23 protein-coding genes are annotated in these 21,994 nt (G+C 72.3%); 9 read left to right on the forward strand and 14 right to left on the reverse strand.

Annotation, left to right across the window (positions count from 1 at the left end):
- The 4 genes from RH861_RS01125 (at window position 1) to RH861_RS01140 (ending at window position 4,291) form a co-directional block, all read left to right on the forward strand.
- Window positions 1-741, forward strand: coding sequence for a cytochrome c biogenesis CcdA family protein (locus RH861_RS01125; RefSeq protein WP_310519386.1), 741 nt, complete (start codon window positions 1-3; stop codon window positions 739-741).
- Entirely contained in the window at window positions 731-1,474 is a 744-nt protein-coding gene (locus RH861_RS01130; RefSeq protein ID WP_310519387.1) for a response regulator, read from the forward strand. The genes RH861_RS01125 and RH861_RS01130 overlap by 11 nt, the downstream gene beginning before the upstream one ends.
- Entirely contained in the window at window positions 1,471-2,619 is a 1,149-nt protein-coding gene (locus RH861_RS01135; protein WP_310519388.1) for a sensor histidine kinase, read from the forward strand. Before RH861_RS01130 ends, RH861_RS01135 begins: the two co-directional genes overlap by 4 nt.
- 151 nt (window positions 2,620-2,770) lie before the next feature.
- Window positions 2,771-4,291, forward strand: a complete 1,521-nt coding sequence (locus RH861_RS01140; protein WP_310519389.1) for a SulP family inorganic anion transporter — start codon at window positions 2,771-2,773, stop codon at window positions 4,289-4,291.
- Between the two features lie 36 nt (window positions 4,292-4,327).
- Here RH861_RS01140 and RH861_RS01145 read toward each other — a convergent pair whose 3' ends face one another.
- Window positions 4,328-5,188 carry a universal stress protein gene (locus tag RH861_RS01145; protein WP_310519390.1) on the reverse strand — a complete coding sequence of 287 codons (861 nt, stop codon included), beginning with the start codon at window positions 5,186-5,188 and terminating at the stop codon, window positions 4,328-4,330.
- Window positions 5,189-5,351: 163 nt separating this feature from the next.
- On the opposite strand from RH861_RS01145, the gene RH861_RS01150 reads away from it, so the two are divergent.
- Window positions 5,352-5,732, forward strand: a complete 381-nt coding sequence (locus RH861_RS01150; protein WP_310519391.1) for a PPOX class F420-dependent oxidoreductase — start codon at window positions 5,352-5,354, stop codon at window positions 5,730-5,732.
- 91 nt (window positions 5,733-5,823) lie between these two features.
- Window positions 5,824-6,066: a hypothetical protein gene (locus tag RH861_RS01155; protein ID WP_310519392.1), complete on the forward strand. Its 243-nt coding sequence runs from the start codon at window positions 5,824-5,826 to the stop codon at window positions 6,064-6,066.
- A 9-nt stretch (window positions 6,067-6,075) separates the two neighbouring features.
- Here RH861_RS01155 and RH861_RS01160 read toward each other — a convergent pair whose 3' ends face one another.
- Together RH861_RS01160 and RH861_RS01165 are read right to left on the reverse strand one after the other, a co-directional pair.
- The gene (locus RH861_RS01160) at window positions 6,076-6,537 is read right to left on the reverse strand and encodes a hypothetical protein (RefSeq protein WP_310519393.1); all 462 of its coding nucleotides are present in this window, start codon (window positions 6,535-6,537) and stop codon (window positions 6,076-6,078) included.
- Window positions 6,534-8,906, reverse strand: a complete 2,373-nt coding sequence (locus RH861_RS01165; protein ID WP_310519394.1) for a molybdopterin oxidoreductase family protein — start codon at window positions 8,904-8,906, stop codon at window positions 6,534-6,536. The genes RH861_RS01160 and RH861_RS01165 overlap by 4 nt, the downstream gene beginning before the upstream one ends.
- Before the next feature lie 165 nt (window positions 8,907-9,071).
- Here RH861_RS01165 and RH861_RS01170 point away from each other — a divergent pair, with 165 nt between their 5' ends.
- A complete protein-coding gene (locus tag RH861_RS01170; protein WP_310519395.1) occupies window positions 9,072-9,842 on the forward strand; it encodes a DUF8692 domain-containing protein in 771 nt (256 codons plus the stop codon).
- A 129-nt stretch (window positions 9,843-9,971) separates the two neighbouring features.
- Window positions 9,972-11,561: a PxKF domain-containing protein gene (locus RH861_RS01175; protein ID WP_310519396.1), complete on the forward strand. Its 1,590-nt coding sequence runs from the start codon at window positions 9,972-9,974 to the stop codon at window positions 11,559-11,561.
- Window positions 11,562-11,624: 63 nt separating this feature from the next.
- Here RH861_RS01175 and RH861_RS01180 read toward each other — a convergent pair whose 3' ends face one another.
- From RH861_RS01180 to RH861_RS01215, 8 genes are all read right to left on the reverse strand, one after another.
- On the reverse strand, window positions 11,625-12,377 hold the full coding sequence (locus RH861_RS01180; RefSeq protein WP_310519397.1) for a hypothetical protein: 753 nt from the start codon (window positions 12,375-12,377) through the stop codon (window positions 11,625-11,627).
- Between the two features lies 1 nt (window position 12,378).
- A complete protein-coding gene (locus RH861_RS01185) occupies window positions 12,379-13,029 on the reverse strand; it encodes an RNA polymerase sigma factor (protein ID WP_310519398.1) in 651 nt (216 codons plus the stop codon).
- A 68-nt stretch (window positions 13,030-13,097) separates the two neighbouring features.
- Window positions 13,098-13,424: a hypothetical protein gene (locus RH861_RS01190; protein WP_310519399.1), complete on the reverse strand. Its 327-nt coding sequence runs from the start codon at window positions 13,422-13,424 to the stop codon at window positions 13,098-13,100.
- 4 nt (window positions 13,425-13,428) lie between these two features.
- A complete protein-coding gene (locus RH861_RS01195) occupies window positions 13,429-13,590 on the reverse strand; it encodes a DUF8730 family Cys-rich protein (RefSeq protein ID WP_310519400.1) in 162 nt (53 codons plus the stop codon).
- Between the two features lie 70 nt (window positions 13,591-13,660).
- On the reverse strand, window positions 13,661-15,328 hold the full coding sequence (locus RH861_RS01200) for an FAD-dependent oxidoreductase (RefSeq protein WP_310519401.1): 1,668 nt from the start codon (window positions 15,326-15,328) through the stop codon (window positions 13,661-13,663).
- Between the two features lie 55 nt (window positions 15,329-15,383).
- Window positions 15,384-15,572: a hypothetical protein gene (locus RH861_RS01205; protein ID WP_310519402.1), complete on the reverse strand. Its 189-nt coding sequence runs from the start codon at window positions 15,570-15,572 to the stop codon at window positions 15,384-15,386.
- An 81-nt stretch (window positions 15,573-15,653) separates the two neighbouring features.
- A complete protein-coding gene (locus RH861_RS01210) occupies window positions 15,654-17,330 on the reverse strand; it encodes an ABC1 kinase family protein (RefSeq protein ID WP_310519403.1) in 1,677 nt (558 codons plus the stop codon).
- Window positions 17,330-17,713: an SHOCT domain-containing protein gene (locus tag RH861_RS01215; RefSeq protein ID WP_067949772.1), complete on the reverse strand. Its 384-nt coding sequence runs from the start codon at window positions 17,711-17,713 to the stop codon at window positions 17,330-17,332. Before RH861_RS01215 ends, RH861_RS01210 begins: the two co-directional genes overlap by 1 nt.
- A 134-nt stretch (window positions 17,714-17,847) precedes the next feature.
- Between RH861_RS01215 and RH861_RS01220 the strand changes: the two genes are divergently transcribed.
- A complete protein-coding gene (locus tag RH861_RS01220) occupies window positions 17,848-18,630 on the forward strand; it encodes an SDR family oxidoreductase (protein WP_310519404.1) in 783 nt (260 codons plus the stop codon).
- Here RH861_RS01220 and RH861_RS01225 read toward each other — a convergent pair whose 3' ends face one another.
- From RH861_RS01225 to RH861_RS01235, 3 genes are read right to left on the reverse strand one after another with little or no spacing between them, the layout of a single operon-like run.
- Window positions 18,631-20,394: a SulP family inorganic anion transporter gene (locus RH861_RS01225; RefSeq protein ID WP_310519405.1), complete on the reverse strand. Its 1,764-nt coding sequence runs from the start codon at window positions 20,392-20,394 to the stop codon at window positions 18,631-18,633. It lies immediately after the preceding gene.
- Window positions 20,387-21,157 carry a phosphatase PAP2 family protein gene (locus RH861_RS01230; RefSeq protein ID WP_310519406.1) on the reverse strand — a complete coding sequence of 257 codons (771 nt, stop codon included), beginning with the start codon at window positions 21,155-21,157 and terminating at the stop codon, window positions 20,387-20,389. Before RH861_RS01230 ends, RH861_RS01225 begins: the two co-directional genes overlap by 8 nt.
- Window positions 21,147-21,986: a phosphatase PAP2 family protein gene (locus RH861_RS01235; protein WP_310519407.1), complete on the reverse strand. Its 840-nt coding sequence runs from the start codon at window positions 21,984-21,986 to the stop codon at window positions 21,147-21,149. The genes RH861_RS01230 and RH861_RS01235 overlap by 11 nt, the downstream gene beginning before the upstream one ends.
- Window positions 21,987-21,994: the final 8 nt, after the last annotated feature.

Consider the following 21,994-nt stretch of genomic DNA (forward strand, 5'->3'; position numbering starts at 1 on the left):
ATGACCGCATCACTCACCCTCGCGCTCGCGGCGGGCGTCCTGACGGTCGCGGCGCCGTGCGTGCTCCCCCTCCTTCCGGTCGTGGTCGGGGGCGCCATCGTGCAGGACGGCGATGCGCGCCGGGCGCGGTGGCGGCCGTACGTCATCGCGGGGTCGCTCGCGGCATCCGTCGTCGCCTTCACGCTGCTGCTCAAGGCGACCACCGCGCTGCTCGGGGTGCCGCCGCAGGTGTGGCAGATGGTCTCCGGGGGCATCGTGATCCTGCTCGGGGTCGACCTGCTGTTCCCGCAGCTGTGGGACCGCGCCTCGACCGCGCTCGGCCTCGGCGCGCGCAGCGGCGCGATGCTCGACCGGTCCGTCCGCCGGCAGAGCGTGGGCGGCGACATCCTCACCGGCGCCGCGCTCGGACCCGTGTTCTCGAGCTGCAGCCCGACCTACGCGCTCATCGTCGCGGCCGTGCTGCCCGTCTCGTTCGCCGAGGGCGTGGCGTACGTCATCGCGTACGCGGTCGGCCTCGCGGGGATGCTGCTGCTCATCGCCCTGCTCGGCCGCCGCCTGGTGCGCCGCCTCGGGTGGCTGGCGAACCCCGACGGATGGTTCCGCCGGGCGATCGGCGTCGTGTTCATCGCCGTCGGCGTCATCGTCGTCACCGGCTTCGACAAGCAGCTGCAGACGTGGATCCTCGACGCCGGGCTGTACGATCCGATCGCACGCCTCGAGGAGGTGATCGGTGGCGGCTGACGCGGACCTGCTGCTCGACGGGCGCCTCGTGCTGCTCGTCGACGACGACCCGACCGTGCTCGAGGTGTGCCGCAGCTACCTCGAACAGGCGGGGTTCCGCGTCGCCGAGGCCGCCGACGCCTTCGCCGCGCTCGACCGCGTCGAGCGCGACCGTCCCGACCTCGTCGTGCTCGACCGGATGCTCCCAGGGCTCGACGGGATCGAGGTGTGCCGCCGTATCCGCGCGTCGTCGGCCGTGCCGGTCATCATGCTCACCGCGCTCGGCGCCGAGGACGACCGCATCGCGGGCCTGGAGGCTGGGGTGGACGACTACCTCGCCAAGCCGTTCTCGCCGCGGGAGCTGACCCTCCGCGTGCGGACGGTGCTCCGCCGCGCCCTCGCCGTCGAGACGGCGGGCGCGGCCACGGCGGGCTCGCCGTCGGCGGTGATCGAGCGCGGACCCCTTCGCATCGACGTCGGGGCGCGCACGGTCGACCTCGGCGCTCGCCGCCTCAGCCTCACGCAGCGCGAGTTCGAGCTGCTGACGTTCCTCGCACGTCGACCGGGCACGGTGTTCTCTCGCGAGGACCTCCTCGCCGGGGTGTGGGGGTGGAGTCACGGCGACCTGTCCACCGTGACGGTCCACGTCCGGCGGCTGCGCGAGAAGATCGAGACGGATGCCGCCGACCCGCGCCTGCTCGTCACCGTGTGGGGTTACGGGTACCGGTTCGACCCGCCGGAGGACGCGTCATGACGGCCTCCGACCTCCTCCTGGTGATCGCGCTGTCGGCGGCGATCGCCGCGGTCGTCGGCGCAGCGGCCTGGTTGGTCCTGCGATCGATCGCCCGCGCGCCGATCGTCGTGCACCTCGTGACGGTCGTGGTCGCAGCGGTGGCCGCGGTCGTGGCCGGTGTCCTCATCGCCGCCCAGGCCATGTACCTGTCGGAGTACGACGCGCGCGTGACCATCGCGATCGCGCTCACGAGCGGCACGGTCGCCGTGATCACGGCGATGATCCTGGGGTCGCGCATCTCGCGTTCGGCGCGGGAGCTCCGGTCGGTCGCTGAAGACCTCGGCCGGGACGTGCCCGTGACGGACCGTCCGCTGCCGGTCCGCGAGTTCCGCGACGTGCTCGACCAGCTCGCGGCATCCGACGCCCGGCTGCGGGCCGCGCGCGATGCGATCACCCGACAGGAACAGGCGCGGAGCGAGCTTGTCACCCGCATCGCACACGACCTGCGCGTACCGCTCGCCGGGATCCGGGCGCAGGCCGAGGCATTGCAGGACGGCCTCGCCGCCGACCCAGACCGCTACCTCGCCCGGATCACCGCCCAGGTGGACCGGGTCGACGCCCTCGTGTCCGATCTCTTCGCCGTCTCCCAGATCGACGCCGGGACGCTCGCTCCGCGACGGCAGCGCGTCTCCCTCGCGGACCTCGCGAGCGACGCCGCCGCCGACCTGCGGTCGCTCGCCGACGCGGCCGGGATCCGACTGGAGGTCACCGCCTCCGACGCCGCCGTGGTCGATGCGGACCCCGGCCAACTCGCGCGCGCCGTCGCCAACGTGCTCGCCAACGCGATCCAGCACGTCCCCGCCGGCGGGCACGTGGACGTGAGCGTTCGGACGGACGGCGAACGCGTACGCGTCACGGTGGACGACGACGGCCCGGGCTTCGGCGACGGCGAGACGGCATCGGCGTTCGAGGCCGGCTGGCGCGGCTCGACGGCCCGCTCCCCGCACCGGCTCGACGTCACCGGCGGAGCCGGGCTCGGACTCGCGATCACCCGCGGCATCGCCCGCGCCCACGGCGGCGACGCGACGGCGGAGAACCGTCCGGAGGGCGGCGCGCGCGTACTGTTCGAGCTGCCGGCGCCGCCGGCCGACGCCGCCCGGTCGTGATGCGGCGCCCGATGGAGCCGATCAGGCGAGCAGGGTAGGTTGGTGCAAGGCCGGTTCGCCCGGCCTCGCCGACGCTGTCGGCTCGCGCGACGGGGCGCTCCCACGACTGCAATCCCGGCCCACTGAGAGCCCCACCCACGAGGAGACCGACATGGCCATCCTTCAGCGTGCCGATGCGCCTTCGCGCTACCGGCCCGAACCATCCGTCCTCACGGCGCTGCGCACGCCCCGCATCCTGACCCGCGAGGTCCTCGCCGGTCTCGTGGTCGCCCTCGCGCTCATCCCCGAGGCGATCTCCTTCTCGATCCTCGCCGGCGTCGATCCGCGGGTCGGCCTCTTCTCGTCCTTCGTGATGGCCGTCTCGATCGCGTTCCTCGGCGGCCGGCCCGCGATGATCACGGCTGCGACCGGCGCCGTGGCGCTCGTCATCGCGCCGGTGGCCCGCGACTACGGCATGGACTACTTCATCGCCACGGTCATCCTCGCCGGCGTCTTCCAACTGGCCATGGGCGTACTGGGCGTCGCGAAGCTGATGCGCTTCATTCCGCGCAGCGTGATGATCGGTTTCGTCAATGCGCTCGCGATCCTCATCTTCTCAGCGCAGATCCCCCACCTCATCGGCGTGCCCTGGCTGGTCTACCCGCTCGTGGCGGCGGGCATCGGGATCATGGTGCTCATGCCGCGGCTCACGAAGGTGGTGCCGGCACCCCTCGTGGCGATCGTGCTGATCACCGCCGTCGTCGTGGTGAGCGCGATCACCGTGCCGACGGTCGGCGACGAGGGCGAACTGCCGCAGAGCCTGCCGGAGCTGTTCATCCCGAACGTGCCGCTCACGTGGGAGACGTTCACGATCATCGCCCCGTTCTCGCTCGCGATGGCTCTCGTCGGCCTGCTCGAGTCGCTCATGACCGCCAAGCTGGTCGACGAGGTCACCGACACGCACTCCCGCAAGACCCGCGAGGCGCTCGGTCAGGGTGCGGCGAACGTGCTCTCGGGCCTCTTCGGCGGCATGGGCGGCTGCGCCATGATCGGGCAGACGATGATCAACGTCAAGGCCTCCGGGGCCCGGACCAGGATCTCGACGTTCCTCGCCGGCGTCTTCCTGCTCATCCTCGTCGTGGTGCTCGGCGACGTCGTCGCCATCATCCCCATGGCCGCGCTCGTCGCGGTGATGATCATGGTGTCGGTCGCGACCTTCGACTGGCACTCCATCCGTTGGTCGACGCTCAAGCGGATGCCGAAGTCGGAGACCGCCGTGATGGTGACCACCGTCGCGATCGTGGTGATCACCCACAACCTGGCGATCGGCGTCATCGCCGGCGTGGTCGTCGCGATGATCGCGTTCGCCCGCCGCGTCGCGCACTTCGCGACGGTCGAACGACGGGTCGAGCAGGACGAACCCGTGCCGACGGCGTACTACACGGTCACGGGCGAGCTGTTCTTCGCGTCGTCGAACGACCTCACCACCCAGTTCGAGTACGCCGACGATCCGGAGCGGGTCGTCATCGACATGTCCGACTCCCACATCTGGGACGCCTCCACCGTCGCCGCACTCGACACCATCACCAACAAGTACGAGCACCACGGCAAGCGCGCCGTCATCGTCGGCATGAACGAGGCCAGCACCACCCTCCACGGGCGCCTCGCCGGCAAGCTGGGAGCGGGCCACTAGCGGTCCGCTCCCCGTGTCGACTCGACGCGCGGCGGCTCAGGGGGACCGCGGGTGCGGCAAGACCAGCACCGGGCGGTGCGCATGGTGGAGCACCGCCTTGGCGACGCTGCCGAGCAGCAGTTCCCGGCTCGCCGACCGGCCGCGCGAGCCGACGACGATCGCCGCGGCTCCGCGCTCCGCGGCGTACTCGGCGAGCGTGCCCGCGACGGCACGCGCGCTGCCGGCGCGGCCGCGCAGCGGGACCATCGTCGCCTCGCCTTCGGGGTGCGCCTCACCCTCGGGCACGGTGGCGACCCGCTCGAGCTCGCGGCCGGGGAACAGCCGTTGCGCGGCGGCGGCAGCGGCCTCGGCGCCCGGCGAGCCGTCGAACGCGATGAGGATCGGCCCGGAGCCCGCGGCGGCCCGCTCCGCGGACATGAGCGCGGCGGGGACGACCAGCACCGGCACGCGGCTGACGTGCACGATCAGGTCGGAGGTGCTGCCGAGCATCGCCTGCGCGCCGCTCATCCCCCGCGAGCCGACGACGATGAGGTCGAAGGCGTCCTGCTCGGCGATCCGGGCCATCTGGTAGCCCTCGTTGAAGCTCCGCTCGAGCCGCGGCGCCGCGTCCCACCCGGCGGTGCTGGCCAGCACGACGCCCTGGGCGACGTGGCGCTCGGCCTCCGCGCGTCCCTCGTCCTCGAGGAGGTCGATGAGCCGGTCGACGCTCTGCGCCCGGCTCGCGAGCCGCTGCCGCAGCTCGGCCGAGGCGAACGGCGGCTCCCACAGGAAGAGGACGGTCGCCGACGCGCCGGGGAGGAGTCGTGCCGCAGTCTCGACCGCATCCATGGCGCTTCGCGAGGCGTCGTATCCGAACAGCACGCGCACCGGTCGTCCTCCCGCACTCGTCGTCGTCATCCGCTTCCGTCCGTCCCGAACGTCCGTCCTCGATCGTGCCGGGTGCGGATGCCGCACCGCAGTGCCGAAGGTCCCGGGCCGGCACGGCACCGAACCGGGCGCATCCCGATGGCAGACTGGACAACGGCGGCCATCCCCGCCCGCGACCCACGGAGTGCCACGAGTGATCACCGATGCTGCGCGCGAATTCCTCGCCGAACGCCACCTCGCGACCCTCTCGACGCTCGACCGACGGGGCCGCATCCACTCGGTACCCGTCGGCATCACCTACCTCGACGGCATCGTCCGGGTCATCGGGAGCCGCGGGTCGCAGAAGTTCCTCAACGCCGAACGCAGCGGTCGCGCCAGCGTCAACACGGTCGACGGCGCCCGGTGGATCAGCTTCGAGGGCCCGGTCCGCGTCCTCGACGACCCGGATGCCGTCGCGGTCGCGGTCGAGCTGTACGCCGCCCGCTACCGCCAGCCGCGTCCCAACCCCCGCCGGGTCGTGCTCGAGCTCACCGTCGAGCGGGTGCTCGGCTCCTCCGGCATGCGCGACGAGTGACTGCTCCTCCCCCACCTGTCAACCATCTCGTCGCGCTCGAGCCGCGCTCGTAGGGTCGAGGCCCACCGTCCGCGACGAGGCTGGAGCTCCCATGACGCAGCAGGAACCCCCAGGAGCATCCCGCGTCGCGCTGTACCGGGCCGGAGCCGATTCATGGCGCGCGATCGACCCGTCGTTCCCGCTGTGGGATGCCCGATGCCTGCTGGCGCACATCGAGGCCGTCGGCGACCACTACGTCGTCCTCTCGCTCGTTCCGCCACTCGGGGGCGTCACCGAGGTCGCGAGCCTGTCCGCCGCCGAGGAGTGCGTCGAGCAGATCCGCCGCGCCGCGTGACGTCGGCGGTCACCGCGTCGCGACGAGGATCTGCGGCGCCGACTGCTTCATCCGCGACGTGAGCCACGCGAGCTGCACCGAGATCTCGTGCTCGCAATGGCCGATGACCTCGAGCAGGGCCTCGTCGCGCAGCGCCTGGGCGGCCTGCTTCACCATCATCCACGTGACGTCCGTGAGGCTCGCGAGCAGGTAGAGGTCCTGCAGGTCGCGCAGCATGCCGAGCGGTCCGGTACGCGGCTCGGCGATGCCCTCGGCGTGCAGGCGCTCGGGCTCATCGTCCTCCGGCGTCTCGCCGTAGCGCTCGACGATGCCGGCGAGCAGCCGCCGGTGCGCGTCGCACTGCGCCGACATCGTCAGGCAGAGGAAGTGCACGTCGGGCTCGTCGCCGTGGCCCCGCGCGACCTGCCGGTAGGCGTCGGCGAGGGTCCGCTCCGATTCGTCGAGCAGCGCCAGGTACACGGGCAGCTTCATCGCCGCTCCCCTTTCTCGATGAGCGCCACCCGGACGGCGGCGGTCTTGAACACCGGCTGCTTCGAGACGGCGTCCCACTCGGTGATGGTGAGCTCGTTCGCGGCGGTCGGTCGCCGCTCCTCCGCGCCCGGCGGCGCATCCCAGTAGCCGTAGTGGAACGGCGCGAACACGGTGCCCGAGCGGATGCCGCTGACCCGGAGCGGCGCCACGATCCGCCCCCGACGGGACCGCACCTCGACGAGGTCCCCGTCGTCGAGCCCCCGCTCCGCGGCATCCGTCGCCGACATCTCGAGCCAGACGGATGGCGCGGCCGCATCGAGCTCGGGCGACCGGCCCGTCTTCGTGCGCGTGTGGAAGTGGTGGATCGCGCGACCCGTCGTGAAGCGGAACGGGTACTCCTCGTCGGGTGACTCGTGCGGTCCGGTGTACGGCGCCGAGCGGAGGATGGCGCGACCGTCCGGCGCGAGCGCCGCATACGCCTCGCCGCCGACATCCGCACCCGTGAGCAGGTCGTGGCCGTAGTTCTCGCACTCATCGCGGTGCGTCGGGAAGCGCCCGTCGGCGTACAGGCGCTCGGGGCTCGTCGTCTCGCCCTCCCGCCGGGGCCATTGGATGGCGCCCTCCCGGCGCAGGTCGTCGTACGAGATGCCGGTGTAGTCGCACGGCCGACCGCGCGAGCACTCCTGCCACGCCCGGTACACGTCCTCCGGACCGTGCCAGTCGATCAGCGGACGGCCGTCGGTGCGGCGGAAGTCCATGCGCCGCGCGTAGTCGAGGAAGATGTCGAGGTCCGACCGGGCCTCGCCGGGCGGGTCGACGGCCTGCTCGCTCAGGTGCACCGTCCGGGTCGTGTTCGTGAACGTTCCGGTCTTCTCACCCCAGCCGGCCGCGGGCAGCACCACGTCGGCGAGCGCGGCCGTCTCGGTGAGGTAGAGGTCCTGCACGACGACGAACGCCTCGGGCTTGACGAGGATGTCGCGGATTCGGGCCAGTTCCGGAAGCGAGACCGCCGGGTTCGTCGCCGAGATCCACAGGAACCGGATCGACCCCTGCTCGACCCACCGGAACAGCTGCAGGGCGTGGGTCGGCGGCGCCCAGTGCGGGATCACGAGCGGGTCGACGCCCCACAGCTCGGCGAGTTCGTCGATGTGCCGCGGGTTCTCCCAGTTGCGGAAGCCGGGCAGGTCGCCGTCGGCGCCGCATTCTCGGTTGTTCTGCGCCGTGGGCTGCCCGTTCATCTGCAGGATGCCGGCGCCGGGGCGGCCGATCATGCCGCGCAGCAGGTGCAGGTTGTTGACCTGGCAGGATGCCGCAGTGGCCTGCGCCGACTGGTAGAACCCCTGCAGCACCGTCGAGAGCACCCGGCCGGTGGTGCCGAAGATGCGGGCGGCCTCGCGGATGTCGCCGGCGTCGACGCCGCACTCCTCCGCGGCGCGCTCCGGGGTCCAGGGCTCGGCCTGCCCGCGCAGCTCGTCGAGGCCGATGGTGTGCTCGGCCAGCCACGCGTCATCCGCCCACCCGTTCGCGAGCACCTCGCGCACCAGCGCCAGCATCAGCGCGAGGTTCGTGCCGGGCTTCACCGCGAGGTGCACCGTCGCCCGCTCGGCCACGGGCGTGCGACGCGGGTCGACGACGACGAGCACGGGCGGTTCGGGCCCCTCGAGGCGGTCGAGCACGCGCGCCCACGTCACCGTCTGGGTGGCCGCCAGGTTGTGGCCGTAGAGGAACAGGGCCTCGCACTCGTCGATGTCGCCGTAGCAGCCGGGCTGCCCGTCGGCCCCGAACGACTCCTTGAGCGCGAACGCCGCGGTCGCCGTGCACAGCCGCGTGTTGCCGTCCATGTGAGGCGTGCCGATGCCCGCCTTGCCGATGACGCCAAGCGCGTAGTACTCCTCGAGGAACAGCTGCCCACTCGTGTAGAACCCGTGGCTGAGCGGCCCGATCTCGTCGAGGAGGGCGCGGCTGCGCTCGACGATGAGCGACATCGCCTCGTCCCAGCTCGCCGGCTGGAGGCGTCCGTCGCGGCGTACGAGCGGCGTGGTCAGCCGGTCGCGGTTCGCCATGCCCTGCCAGCTCGCGAAGAGCCCCTTCGGTCCGAGCCGCCCACGGTTCACCGGGTCGTCCGCATGGCCGCGGACCCCCACCATCCGGCCGTCCTTCACGGCGATGTCGCACCCGCAGCCGTTGCTGCAGAGGACGCACGCCGACCGCACCCAGCGATCCACGTCCTCCTCGGCGACGCCCTCGGCGAGCTGCTGGTCGATCCGCTCCGGCCAGTGCGAGCTCCGTGCGAAGGGGCGCCGCGGCCCCCAGACATCCTGGATCCGGTCGGGCGTGCTCGCCGTGTCGGCGGTTCGTCGTTCGGTCACGGGACGATGGTTCGCCTGCGCCGCACCCGGTGACAACCCCCTTGCGCCCGGGCTGCACCCGAGTTGCCGCGGGTAGACTGGCCCCTTGCTCCGGCGCACCCCCGACCCCGCCGGACCCCCCACTTCGCCCGCCGCACGCCGCTCGACCCGACGAGAGGAGCCGACGTGCCCACGCGCCCCACGCCCGCGCCCGGCCGCACCGCCGGCCCCGTGGCATCCGTTCGCCGCCTCGTACGTGTGACCGCGGGCGCCGTCGACCGCACCCCGCCGCTCGCGTACGCCGCCGCGGTCGCGCCCGTGGCCGTCATCATCGTCGCGGTCGTCACCCAGCCGTGGCTGCCGCCGACCGACCTCGTGCGCGACAGCCAGGCCGTCGCCGTGCTGCGCGGCTCGGCGCACACCGCGCACGGACTCGTCTCGAACGTCGGCATCCTGGCGATGGCGGTCGGCGCCGGCGCCGCGTTCATCGGGTCCGCCGCGGCATCCGCTCGTCGCCACCGGCTGCGCCGCGCACTCGCGTGGGGCGGCGTCGCCAGCCTCGTCGTCGCGCTCGACGACCTGCTGCTGCTGCACGAGGGCGCCACGTTCGCCTCATGGATGCCGAAGGCCATCGCCGCCGCGTACGCCGTCGGCTTCGCCACCTACCTGTGGCGCTTCCGCACCCCGATCCTGCGGCACCTCGACGTCGGGCTGCTCATCCTCGCGCTGCTCGGCCTGGGCACCTCCGCGATCGTCGACGTGCTCGCCGAACCTGCAACCGCGGCGTCGGTGCTCGTCGAGGACGGCGCGAAGCTGCTCGGCCTCGCCGCGTGGAGCGTCTTCCTCGTGCGCGGTGCACTCGTCGCGCTGGGGCCCGCGAGTGCGACCGCGAGCCGCAGCGACGGCGATCGGGCGGATGCCGCGAGCCGGGCTCGCACGGTCACCACGGTTCGCTGACGCCCCGCACTTGGCACCCTCACGGGGGATGCCGCCGGACACATCCATCCGCATACGTTTGGCACACTCACTGCGCCGACCCGAGGCGCGGGGGTGAAGCGTGGGGAGAACAGGATGAAACGAAGGGGCATGACGATCGCCGCGGCGTTCGTCGCCGGAGCGATGATGCTCGCCGGCGGAGGCATCGCGTATGCCGACACCCTCGTAGCCGAAGACGAGCTGCTGGCAGGGCCCAACCTGCAGCTCGGCACCGTCGATTGCGGCCAAGGCCTGTCGGCGACCATCGACCTGAAGCTGCGGCGCCAGGGGAACACGCCGGGCGGTGGCGGCACCGACAGCCCCGTGTTCGCCAACAGCACCGCGGTGTCGATCACGAAGACCTCGCAGAGCAACGTCAGCGCCAGCGATCCGTCACCCTCGACGATCACCACGCCCAGCAACTGGGTCACGTCCTCGACGAACACGATGTCCGACGCGGCCACGTCCACCATCACGGTCGACACCACGACGGCGGGCAGCTTCACTGGCACGGTGAGCTACCGGGCGTCCGGGACGAACACCAAGGGTGGGACCCACACCGACACCGTCACGCTCAGCGTTCGCTGGGCGGTGAACAGCTGTACGCAGCCGGACACGACGGCGCCCGTCGTGACGCTCACCTGTCCGACCGACGAGGTCATGCTCGACTCGACCGCGTCCGCGACCTGGAGCGCCACCGACGAGACCGGCTTCCCGAGCGGCGCAGTGACCAGCGGCTCGGTTCCGCTCGACACGTCGACGTACGGAGCGGCCACGGCTTCGGTGCCCGCCGGCCTCGTCACCGACGCGGCCGGGAACCCGTCGGCCGCGCAATCGTGCGGCTACTTCGTCACCGAGGACATCCCGCCCGTCGTCCAGGTCACCTGCCCGACGGGTGAGATCCTCATCGGCGCGGAGGTCTACGGGAACTGGACCGCCACCGACGAGGGCGGCTCCGGCCTCAAGACCGCAGCGAGCGGGCAGATCCTCGCGCCCACGACGGCATACGGTTCCGCGACGCTCGTTGTGCCGGCCGGCACCGCCGAGGACAATGCGGGGAACACGTCGGCCGAGACGAGCTGCGAGTACTTCGTCACGGAGAAGACGCCACCCGTGGTCCAGCTGAGCTGCCCGGTCGGGCCGTTCCTCCTCGGTGAGGCCGTGCCCGACGCGCAGTGGACCGCGTACGACCCGTCGCCCGGTTCCGGCCTCGCCGGCGCCGACAGCGGCTCGATCGCGGTGAGCACGTCGAGCGTGGGCGCGAAGACGCTCACGGTCCCGGCGGGTGCGGTAAGTGACATCGCAGGCAATACGTCGCTCGCGTCCAACGAGTGCGAGTACTCGGTGGTCTACGACTTCACCGGGTTCTTCCGGCCCGTCGACATGGGGAACGTGGTGAACTCGGTGAAGGCCGGCAGCGCCGTGCCGATCAAGTTCAGCCTCGGCGGCGACCAGGGTCTCGGCATCCTCGACGGGGCGCCGACGCTCAAGTGGATCGCCTGCTCCGCCGGTGCGACGGTCGACCCGATCGAGGTGACGGTCTCGACCGCCGGCGGCAGCAGCCTCAGCTACGACCCGCTCACGAACCAGTACAACTACGTCTGGAAGACGGACAAGAACTGGGCCGGCAAGTGCGGCACGCTGCAGGTCAAGCTGATCGACGGCACCACGCACACGGCGGACTTCAAGCTCCTGAAGTAGCGAGTCCTGCATGAGCGAGGGCCCCAGCCATCCGGCTGGGGCCCTCGTTCGCGTGGTGGCGGATCAGCGACCGGTGAGGTCCTTCGCCGCGTCCGTGGCGGAGCCGACGCGGTCCTCGACGGTGCTGCCGGCGCGGTCGACGGCGTCCTCGGCCTCGTCCGCGGTGCCCTCGACGGCGTCGCGTGCCGAGTCGATGCCGGTGGTGGCCTGCTCCTCGACCGAGTCGACCGCCGAGCCGACCTCGCCGATGCCGTCCTTGACGGTGCCGGTGGCGTCGTCGAGCGCGCCCTCGCGAGCGGTCTCGGCACGGTCGCGGACGTCGCCTGCGGTCTCACGCGCGATGTCGCCGGTCTCGCGACCCTCCTCGACGACGGTGTCGACGGCGCCGCCGCCGGTCACCTGGTCGAAAACGTGCTGCGCCGGGGCGGGCAGCATCCCGGCCGCGCCCGCGGCGCCCGCGCCGCTCACGCTGACCGCCGCGGCGGCGGAGGCGCCGATCGCGATCTTCGCCGCGATGCCGAGTCCTGCGAACCACTCGATTGCCATGTTCCTTCTCCTGCTTCTCGGCGCCGTCGATCGAGTCGACAGGGTCGGCGCCGTGGTCGGGTCCTCTGTGCGGGGAGTCGAGATCCACGACGCTCGGTCGAGGTCGAGGCGACTCGCCAGCGCGGCAGTGGGCCGCGGCGGCGCGTCGGAGGACGCCGTGCGAAGTGCGCCGAGCGCGTCGGCGAGCGGCGCGAGGTCGTCGCGGGCGGCGGGTGCCTGCCCGCGAAGCAGCGCCACTGCCTCGTCGTCGGTGATCCGTCGGTTCCTCATCTCACTCCCTGCCATCGTCGGAACCCCGTGCAGGGGTACGGGTCGGACGAACTTTTCTGCGCAATGTCTCGAGCGCCCGCCGTTGCAGGGCCTTCACCGCCCCCGGCCGCTTGCCGAGGACCTCGGCGACCTGCTCGACGGTGAGGTCGGCGACCACGCGCAGGACCATGACGTCGCGCTGGTCCCGCGAGAGCCCGTCGAGCAGCTCGAGCGCGGCGGCGTCGCCGAGGTTGCGCAGCGCGTCGTGCTCGGCGCTCGGCACGCGCCGCGGGTCGGCGTCGGCGTCGAACGGTTCGTGGACGCCGCGACGACCCCGACGCCGCAGCTCGTCGGTGAGCCGGCGGTACGCGACCGTGAACACGAACGACCGGAAGTCGGCCTCACCGCCCTCGAACGTGTGGAGCCGGTCGAAGACCGTGAGGAAGACCTCGCTCGTGAGGTCGTCGGGCTCGTGCGAACCGCGGGCGCGGAGGAACGCCGCGACCGCGGGCGCGTACGCGACCCAGAGGTCGGTGCACGCCCACTGGGCGCCCGCCTGCGCGGCGAGCACGAGCGACGTGAAGGCCTCGGGCCCGGCAGCGTACGCGCCGGGCCGGGGTCGGGCCGATGATCCGAGAGCGGATGGCGCGACGGCGCCGTCGTGTTCGGTCATCCGAGGGAGTGTAGGCGAGCCCCGGCTGGACGGTCGCTGACCGTCCACAGGGCGGGGGCGGGACCCGCCTACTCCGGGAGGGGTTCGTCGAGCGCCGCCAGGCCGCCCGCACGATAGCTCTCCCAGTCGCGGTTCGCGCCGCCGCCGGGCGGCATCCGTGCCGCCCAGTCGGCGGCGAGGCCACGGGCGACCTGGCGGGCCGCTGCGGCATCCGCTTCGGGGGTCAGTCGCCGCATCCACTCGCCGAGGGCGGCGACGCGACCCTCGTGGTACTTGCCCGCAGGGTACGAGCGCCCGTCCTTGGCGAGGGCGCACGACGTGACATCCCCCATCGTCGCCGCCCACGCCTCGGCGGCGGGCGCCCGCAGCCGCCGCACCTCGTCGCGGGCGTTCATCGGATCAGCGTCCGAAGAGGCGCGCGAAGAAGCCGGTCGACGGTTCGTCCTCGTGCCCGGCGCAGCGCTGGGCGCGCGGGACGCCGCGCATGACCTGGTCGACGTGCTGGCCGCAGCCGGCCCAGGTGGTCTTGCCGCAGGTGCGGCAGGTGGTGGCTCGGCACATGGTGGTTCTCCTTCGGGTTGCGGGGGCTCGAGACGCGCCTTCGGCGCTACTCGACCAGCGAGAGTGGGCGTCAGGCGGCGAGTTCCGCGGCATCGGCGACGAGCTCGCGCGCGTCGATCCCCGCCTTCCAGGTCAGGTAGCCGCCGTCGAGGTTGACGGCGTCGCGGCCGTGCTGCGCGAGCAGCCGTACGGCGGTGTGGCCGCGCTGGCCGACCTTGCAGTGCACGATGAGCCGACCCTCGGGCAGCTCGTCGAGGCGGTCGCGGAGCTCGTCGAGCGGGATGCGCAGGGAGCCGGGGATGGCGCCGTCGGCGACCTCGCCCGGGTTGCGCACGTCGAGCACGGTCGCGCCGGCGTCGACGGCCGCATCGACCTCGTGCCACTGGATGGACGGCGTGAGGCCATCGGCGGCGTTCATGGCGACGTAGCCGAGCATGTTCACCGGGTCCTTCGCCGACGAGTACTGCGGCGCGTAGGCCAGCTCCAGGTCGGCGAGCTCGGAGGCGGTGAGGCCGCCGGCCATCGCGGTCGCGATGACGTCGATGCGCTTGTCGACGCCCTCGCCGCCGACGCCCTGGGCGCCGAGGATGGCGTCGGTCCCGGCGTCGACGAGCAGCTTGAGCGACATGCCCTCGGCGCCGGGGTAGTAGCCCGTGTGCGAGGCGGGGTGCGTGTGGAACACGCGGATGTCGCGCCCCCGCGCACGCAGCAGCTTCTCGTTCCACCCGGTGGTGGCGACGGTGAGGCCCATGACGCCGACCACGGCAGTGCCGAGTGCGTCGCGCACCCGGATCTCGCGACCCGTGATCGCGTCGGCGGCGAGGCGGCCGTGGCGGTTCGCGAGGCCCGCGAGCGCCACGATGCGCGGCTCGCCGGTGATCGCGTCGACCTTCTCGACGGCGTCGCCGATGGCCCAGATGTGCGGGTCGCTCGTGCGCAGGTGCTCGTCGACGCGGATGCCGCCCCGCTCGCCGAGCTCGAGCCCGGCCGCCGCGGCGAGCGACGTCTCGGGGCGCACGCCGACCGAGCCGAGCACGAACTCGGCCGGGACGGTGGACCCGTCGCTGAGCGTCGCCGTGTCCGCGCCGATGGCGACGACCCTGGTGCCGAGGCGCACGTCGACGCCGGCGTCGATGAGGCGCTGGGCGACCGGGCCCGCCATCTCCGGGTCGATGGGCGGGAGCACCTGCTCGGCGAGCTCGACGAGGGTGACCTCGAGACCGCGGTGGACGAGGTTCTCGACCATCTCGAGCCCGATGAAGCCGGCGCCGATCACGAGCGCGGTGCGCGGCTGCACCTCGAGGCGGGCCATGGCCGTGTCGACGTCGTCGATGTTCCAGAGGGTCAGCGTGCGGTCGCCGCCCTCCATCGGCGGGCGGATCGGCACGGATCCGGGCGAGAGCACGAGGGCGTCGTACGGCAGGACGGTCTCGTCGCCGGTGGCGAGATCACGCGCGGTGACGGTGCGGGCGGCGCGGTCGATCGCGACGGCCTCGGTGAGCACGCGCACGTCGAGGCCGAATCGGCTGCCGAGCGACTCGGGCGTCTGGAGCAGCAGGCTCGAGCGCTCCTCGATGACGCCGCCCAGGTAGTAGGGCAGCCCGCAGTTGGCGAACGACACGTAGCCACCGCGCTCCAGGACGGTGATCTGCGCGTGCTCGTCGAGCCGGCGGAGGCGGGTCGCGGCGGACATGCCGCCGGCGACACCGCCGATGATGAGGTACCGCTGGGAAGTCATGGTCCCATCGTACGGATACCCCCGGGGTATTGTCAAAACACCCCAGGGGTATCGTTCAGCCGCTCAGCGCGGCAAAGACCTCGTAGACCATGAACGCGGGCCAGAACACGCCCTGGAAGAACGCGCCCACGAACTCCCAGAAGCTGTCCGCGCGCGAGAAGAAGTAGACCCAGGCCCCGATGACGGTGAGGAAGTAGATCCCGCCGCCACCCGCCGCGCCGGCCCGTGACCCCCTGTCGCCCATGATGCACCTCCGCCGCCGACGGTACGCCGCGTCATCCGCTCGGTGCCGGGCCGAAGGGCCCCCGGAACGGAGGGGATGCGGCTAGCGCGGCCGACGCCGACGCGCCGCGGTGACCACGAGGTAGCCGCCGAGCGTGCCGAGCACACCCAGCCCCGTGCCGAGCAGCGTCCCCTCCCAGCGCCGGAAGCGCCGCTCGCTCGTGACGATGCTGCCGACGCCGGTGATGAGCGCGGCGCTGATCATGCCCGCCACGAGCCGATTGCCGATGCGCTCGGTGCGCGCCACGAGCGGCTCGAGCTCCGCCGCGCGCAGGTGCACCTGCATGCCGCTGCCGTCGGCCGCGTCAATGAGCCGTCGCAGCACGCCGGGCGCCTCCAGCGCGAGCTCGCCGAGGTCGATGCCGGCCCGCGCCATCCGCCGCGCGAGAACCGATGCGCTCACCCGCTCGCGCGCGAGCCGCTGGGCGTACGGCTCCAGCGACTCCCCCAGCCGGAACTCCGGGTCCAGCCGCAGCGCGAGTCCCTCGATGAGCAGCAGCGCCTTGAACAGCAGCGCCATCTCGCGCGGCAGGTGCAGGCGGTTGGCGCGCAGGATGGCGAACAGGTCCGCGATCATCCGCGCGAACGGCGTCTCGCGCAGCGACCGCAACCGGTACTTGGCGAGGAAGACCCGGAGGTCCTCGCGGAGCACCTCGCGGTCCACGGGGGCCGAGCCCACCGAGACGCCCGTGAGGGCGCCCGCGAGCATCTCCGGATCGCCGCGAACGAGCGCGACGAACAGGGCGCTGAGGTGCCCCCGGAGGTCCTCGCCGATCGCGCCGACCATGCCGAAGTCGATGAGGGCGATGGTGCCGTCGGCGTGGATGAACAGGTTGCCCGGGTGCAGGTCGGCGTGGAAGAAGCGGTCCTCGAACGTCATCTTCAGCACGATCTCGGCGCCGCGCCGGGCGACGCGCTTCCGGTCGACCCCGGCCGCGTCGAGCGCCGCGGCGTCCCCCACGTTCATGCCGCGCATGCGCTCGAGGGTCAGCACCCGCGAGGTCGTGTGCTCCCAGAACACCCGCGGGATCACCACGTCGTCCTCGGCCTGGAAGCTCTCGGCGAACCGCTCCGCGTTCCGCCCCTCCTGCAGGTAGTCGAGCTCGGCGCGAAGCGTCTCCGCGAACTCCTCCACCACGCCCGACACGTCGACGTCGCGCGCGGGCCCCCAGCGACGAGTGGCCCGGGCGGCGAGGTTCTGCAGGATCTCGAGGTCCTCGAGCACCTGCGCGACCGCGCCGGGACGCCGCACCTTCACCACGACCGCGGTGCCGTCGTCGAGCGTCGCCGTGTGCGCCTGCCCGATCGACGCGGATGCCAGGGGCCGGTCGTCGAACTCGGCGAAGAGCTCCTCCGGCTCGGCGCCGAGCTCCCGGCGGATCACGGCGCGGATGTCGGCGGTGGCGACCGGCGGCGCGGCATCCTGCAGCTTCGCCAGTTCATCGACGAACGCGGGAGGGAGGAGGTCGGATCGCGTCGAGAGCAGCTGCCCGAGCTTGATGAACGTCGGCCCGAGTTCCTCGAGCGCGAGCCGCAGGTGTGCGGGCGACGTGGCAACGAACGCCGGATCGGCGGCGCCGTCGGACTCGGCGGACCGGCGGCGCGGCACGAACCGCCCAAGCCCGAGAAGTCCCGCCAGGAACCCGAGGCTGTGGCGACGGAGGGTCGCCGCGATCTCCCGGTACCGCGCGTTGTGGTGCCGCTCCTCGCGCTCCGCCATCAGAACGTCGAACCGAGCGCCTTCGCCTTCAGCGCCTCGAACTCGCCGTCGCTGATGACGCCCTGGTCACGCAGCGCCTGCGCCTTGGCGATCTCCTCGGTGGGGCTGGCGAACGAGATCGCGCGCATCTCCTCCCGGCTGTACTCCTGGTACTCCACCTGCTTGCGCGCCGACCGCTCGGCCATGCCCTTGCCCCGCACGATGAGGTACACGAGCCCCGTGATCCACGGCAGGAACAGCAGCAGGATCAGCCAGAGCGCCTTCATCCACCCGTTCAGCGAATGGTCGCGGAAGATGTCGATCACGATGTAGACGAGCACCAGCAGGTAGGCGAGGTACGCGAACATCCAGAAGTAGAACCAGATCCAGCTCCACAGGTCCATGGTCGGCTCCCTCCGGTCGCCTCCGACTGGTGCACACGCTACTCCCGAGGCGGTCGTGCGGACGGTCTTTGGTCCCGGATGGCGCCGCTCCCCCGTCGATAGCGTGACGGCATCGCCCCCGGAAGGAGCCCCCCATGCCCCGCACCTACGTCATCACCGGAGCCGCGAGCGGCATCGGCCTGGCCACCGCCGACCTGCTCGTCGAACGCGGTGATCGCGTCATTGGCGTCGACCTCGCCGGCTCGGACGTGAACGTCGACCTCGCATCGGCGACAGGCCGGGCCGAGCTCGTCGAGCGGGTGCGCGAACTGAGCGGCGGCGCGATCGACGCGGTGATCGCCAACGCGGGCCTCGCCACGCCCACCGCCGCGACCGTGGCCGTGAACTACTTCGGCGCGGTCGCCACGCTCGAGGGACTGCGTCCGCTGCTCGCCGGTTCGCCCGCACCCCGGGCGGTCGCCACCGTGTCGATGGCCTCCCTGTTCCCCACCGACGACGCGCTCACGGAAGCCCTGCTCGCCGGAAACGAGGAGGCGGCCATGGCGCGCGGCGCCGAGCTCGAGGCATCCGCCCCCGAGGTCGCCAACCGGATCTACGCGACCACGAAGGCGGCGCTGTCCCGCTGGATCCGCCGCAACGCCGCGACCCCCGACTGGGCCGGCGCCGGGATCCCGCTGAACGCCATCGCTCCCGGCGTCGTGGTCACGCCCATGACCGAGCAGTACACGAGCACCGAGGAGGCGCGGACGGCGATCCTCGAGATGGTCCCCATGCCGCTCGGCGGGATCTTCGAACCCCGCGACGCGGCCTACCTGCTGGCGTGGCTCACGAGCGAGGAGAACGGCCACCTGTGCGGTCAGGTCGTGTTCATCGACGGCGGCTCCGACGTCGTCATCCGCGGCGACTCGACCTGGTGATCAGGCGCGGTTGTTGCGGTCGGCGTCGTCCGGCCCGTCCGGCCCGTCCTGCTCCCACCTCGTGCCCTCGAGGTCGCCGCGCAGCGTGCCGGTGACCTCGTCGACGGCCGCACCGACCGTCGGCGCGAACCGGTCGGGCGTGAATCGACGCGTCAGCCCGTAGTCGCCCAGCACGTCCACCACCGGGTCCTTCATCTCGGCGATGACGAGACGGATGCCGCGCGCGGCGAGCCATTCGTCGAGCTCGACGAGCTCGTCGGCCGCGGTCGTGTCGACGTCGGTGATGGGCTCGGCGGCGAGGATGACGGTGCGGATGCCGGACCCGGCGGCCTCGACGCGCGAGCGCACGAAGTCGTCGAAGAGCCCGCCGTTCGCGAAGAACAGCGGGGCGTCGAACCGCACGATGACCACGCCGGGGATGCGCTCGCCCTCCGGGTACCGCGACAGGTCGTGGTATCCGCGGAGTCCCGATACGCGGCCGAGCTCTGCACGGTACGGGCGCCACGACTGGTTCACGAACGCCAGCAGCGAGAGCCCGATCGTCACCGCGATGCCCTCGAGCACGCCGAACGCGAAGACGCCCACGAACGCGGCGGCCGACAGCGCCGCGTCCACCCGGTCCATGCGCACCAGCCGGAGGAACCCGCGGACGTCGATCAGGCGCGACGCGGCGAAGATCACGACCGCCGCGAGCGTCGCGGACGGCAGGAACTCGGTGAGGCCCGGTGCGAGGAGCATGAACGCCACGAGCAGGACCGCCCCGACCACCCCGGTGAGCTGCGATTTCGACCCGGCCTGCTCGGCGACGGGGGTGCGCGACGACGAGGCGGTGATCGGGAAGCCGCCGAACACGCCCGCCGCGAGGTTCGCCGTGCCGATCGCGGCCATCTCCCGGCTGCCGCTCACGGTCTCTCCGCGCCTGGCCGCGAGCGTGCGGGAGAGCACGCCCGCGTCGGCGAACGCCACGAGGGCGATGCCCGCCGCCGGCAGCGCCAGCGCCGCGACATCCGCCCACTGCAGGCCGCCGAGCGCGGGCGCGGGCAGGCCCTGCGGCAGCGCGCCGACCACCGGCAGCTCGTCCGAGAGGCCGAGCAGGGCGGTGAGCGCCATCGCGGCGACGACGGCCGCGAGCACGCCCGGGACCGGCGACTTCACGAGCGTGAGCGCCACGATCACCGCGAGCGACCCGAGGCCGAACGCGAGCGGCAGCCACTGCACCTCGCCGCCGGAGACGCCGATCCAGGTCCCGGCGATCTCGCCGATGGGCGAGTCGGCGTCCGTGGAGAACCCGAGCAGCGTGGGGACCTGCGAGATGATCACGATCAACGCGATCGCGTTGAGGTACCCGACGCGGATCGGCTTCGACAGCAGGTCGGTCACGAACCCGAGGCGGAGGACGCCGCCGAGGAGCAGGATGGCGCCGACCATGACGGCGAGCAGCCCGGCGAGCGCGACGGCGCGATCGTCGTCGCCCAGCGCGAGCGGCACGATGGCTGCGGCGATGATCGGGCCGAGCGCCGAGTCCGGGCCGAGCACCAGGATCCGCGACGGCCCCACGAGGGCGTACGCGATGAGCGGCACGATGGTCGCGTAGAGCCCGGTCTCGGGCGGCAGCCCGGCGACCTGCGCATAGCCCATGCCCGCCGGGATGAGCAGCGCGGTGACGACGATGCCGGCGCGGAGGTCGGGCCAGAGCCACTCGCGCCGGTAGTGCCGCGCCGTCACGATGCCGGGCGGCATCCAGCGCGGCATCCGCTCAGTCACCGTGCGTCCGCTCGACCTTCTGCCAGATCGGCGGATGCGGGAGCCGGTTCTCGCGGTAAAGCCGCTCGGAGAAGCCGGCCCACACGATGAGGGCCGCGCCGGCTCCGACGAGCACGCCGCCCACGACGTCCGACACCCAGTGCGCGCCGAGGTACATGCGGCTGGCCATCATGAGCAGCGTGTAGAGGCCGCCCGCGATCCAGACCCAGGTGCGCAGGAAGATCAGCCCGAGCGCCATCGCGATCACGGCGGCGTTCGAGGCGTGTCCGGAGGGGAACGACCCGAAGTCGGGGTGCACGAGGATGTCCTCCGGTCGCACGCGTCCGACGGTGACCTTGACGAGCTGCGTGACGATGCCGCTCGCGGCGACGGCCGCGACGAAGAAGCCCGCCGCCCACGGCCGTCGCCACAGCAGCAACCCGATCACGACGACGGCCGGGACCACGAAGCTCGAGACGCGCCCGCTGCCGAGGAAGTCGAACGCCGCGGCCACGGCGGTCACGCCCGGCGTGCGGATCGCGACGATCGCGCTCATGAGCGCCGACTCGAACTGGAACGGTTCGCGGGCCTGGTTCACGACGATGACCACGCCGAGTGCGGCGACGAGGGCGAGCGCGATGAGCCCCGTCCACATCCACGGCCGGCGACTGACCCGCACCGGTGCCGGCGCGTGGTGCGCGGGCAGCGACGGTCCCTCCTCCGAAGCGGATGCCGCGCCCGCGGTGGCCCCGGACGTGGACTCGCCGTCGTGCTCAGCGCTCATCACGCCCCCACGCCTCGGGTCGTGCGTCCGACGCCTCGACCTGCTCGCGGGACCCGACGCGGACGGTGCGCCACGTGTCGACGGCGATGACGATGCCGAGCACCACGAGCGAGAGCATGATCGACCCGAGCGCGTCGGTCGGCCAGTGGTAGCCGAGGTAGATGCGGCACGCGGCCGTGAGGAGCACGACGAACGCCGCCGCGGCGAAGGCGAGCACCGTGATGAGGGGGCGCCGGTGGCGGGAGAAGACGAGGTAGGTGCCGATGAAGAAGAAGTCGGCGACGCCCATGACGTGCCCGGACGGGAAGGAGGACGTCGGGTCGTAGCCCATCATCATGTCGGCCGCCGGGGGCCGGTCCCGCGCGATGATCGGCGCGAGGAGCTGGACCATGATCACGCCGAGGATCATGCCGCCTGCGAGCAGGATGGGGCGCCACGCGTGCTTGGCGAGCACGCCCCAGACGACGGTCGTCACGAGGATGATGATCGGCATCGCGATCGGACCGAAGACGATCGCGAGCACGATCATGAGCGTGGTGAGCCAGTCGTCTCGACCGGATTCGATCCAGCGCTCGATGGGCTCGTCGATGAACGACAGGTCGTCGGCTTCGAGGATCGAGTCGAGCACGATGAGGAAGCCGGTGACGCCGACGATCGCGAGCAGGATCGCGACCAGGTACAGGTTGCGCTTGCCGCCGGGCGAGACGTAGCGCTCCTCGACCATGAACCGCTCGTGGAAGCGGCGCAGCCTGCTCTGTTTCCGTTGCTCGGCAGCGGATGCCGCGGGGTCGCCGCCGCTCGTGGCGTCGGTCTCGGACTTCGAACTCATGCAGACAC

Origin of the sequence: Agromyces indicus, assembly GCF_031432295.1 — a bacterium.
Lineage (GTDB): Bacteria > Actinomycetota > Actinomycetes > Actinomycetales > Microbacteriaceae > Agromyces > Agromyces indicus.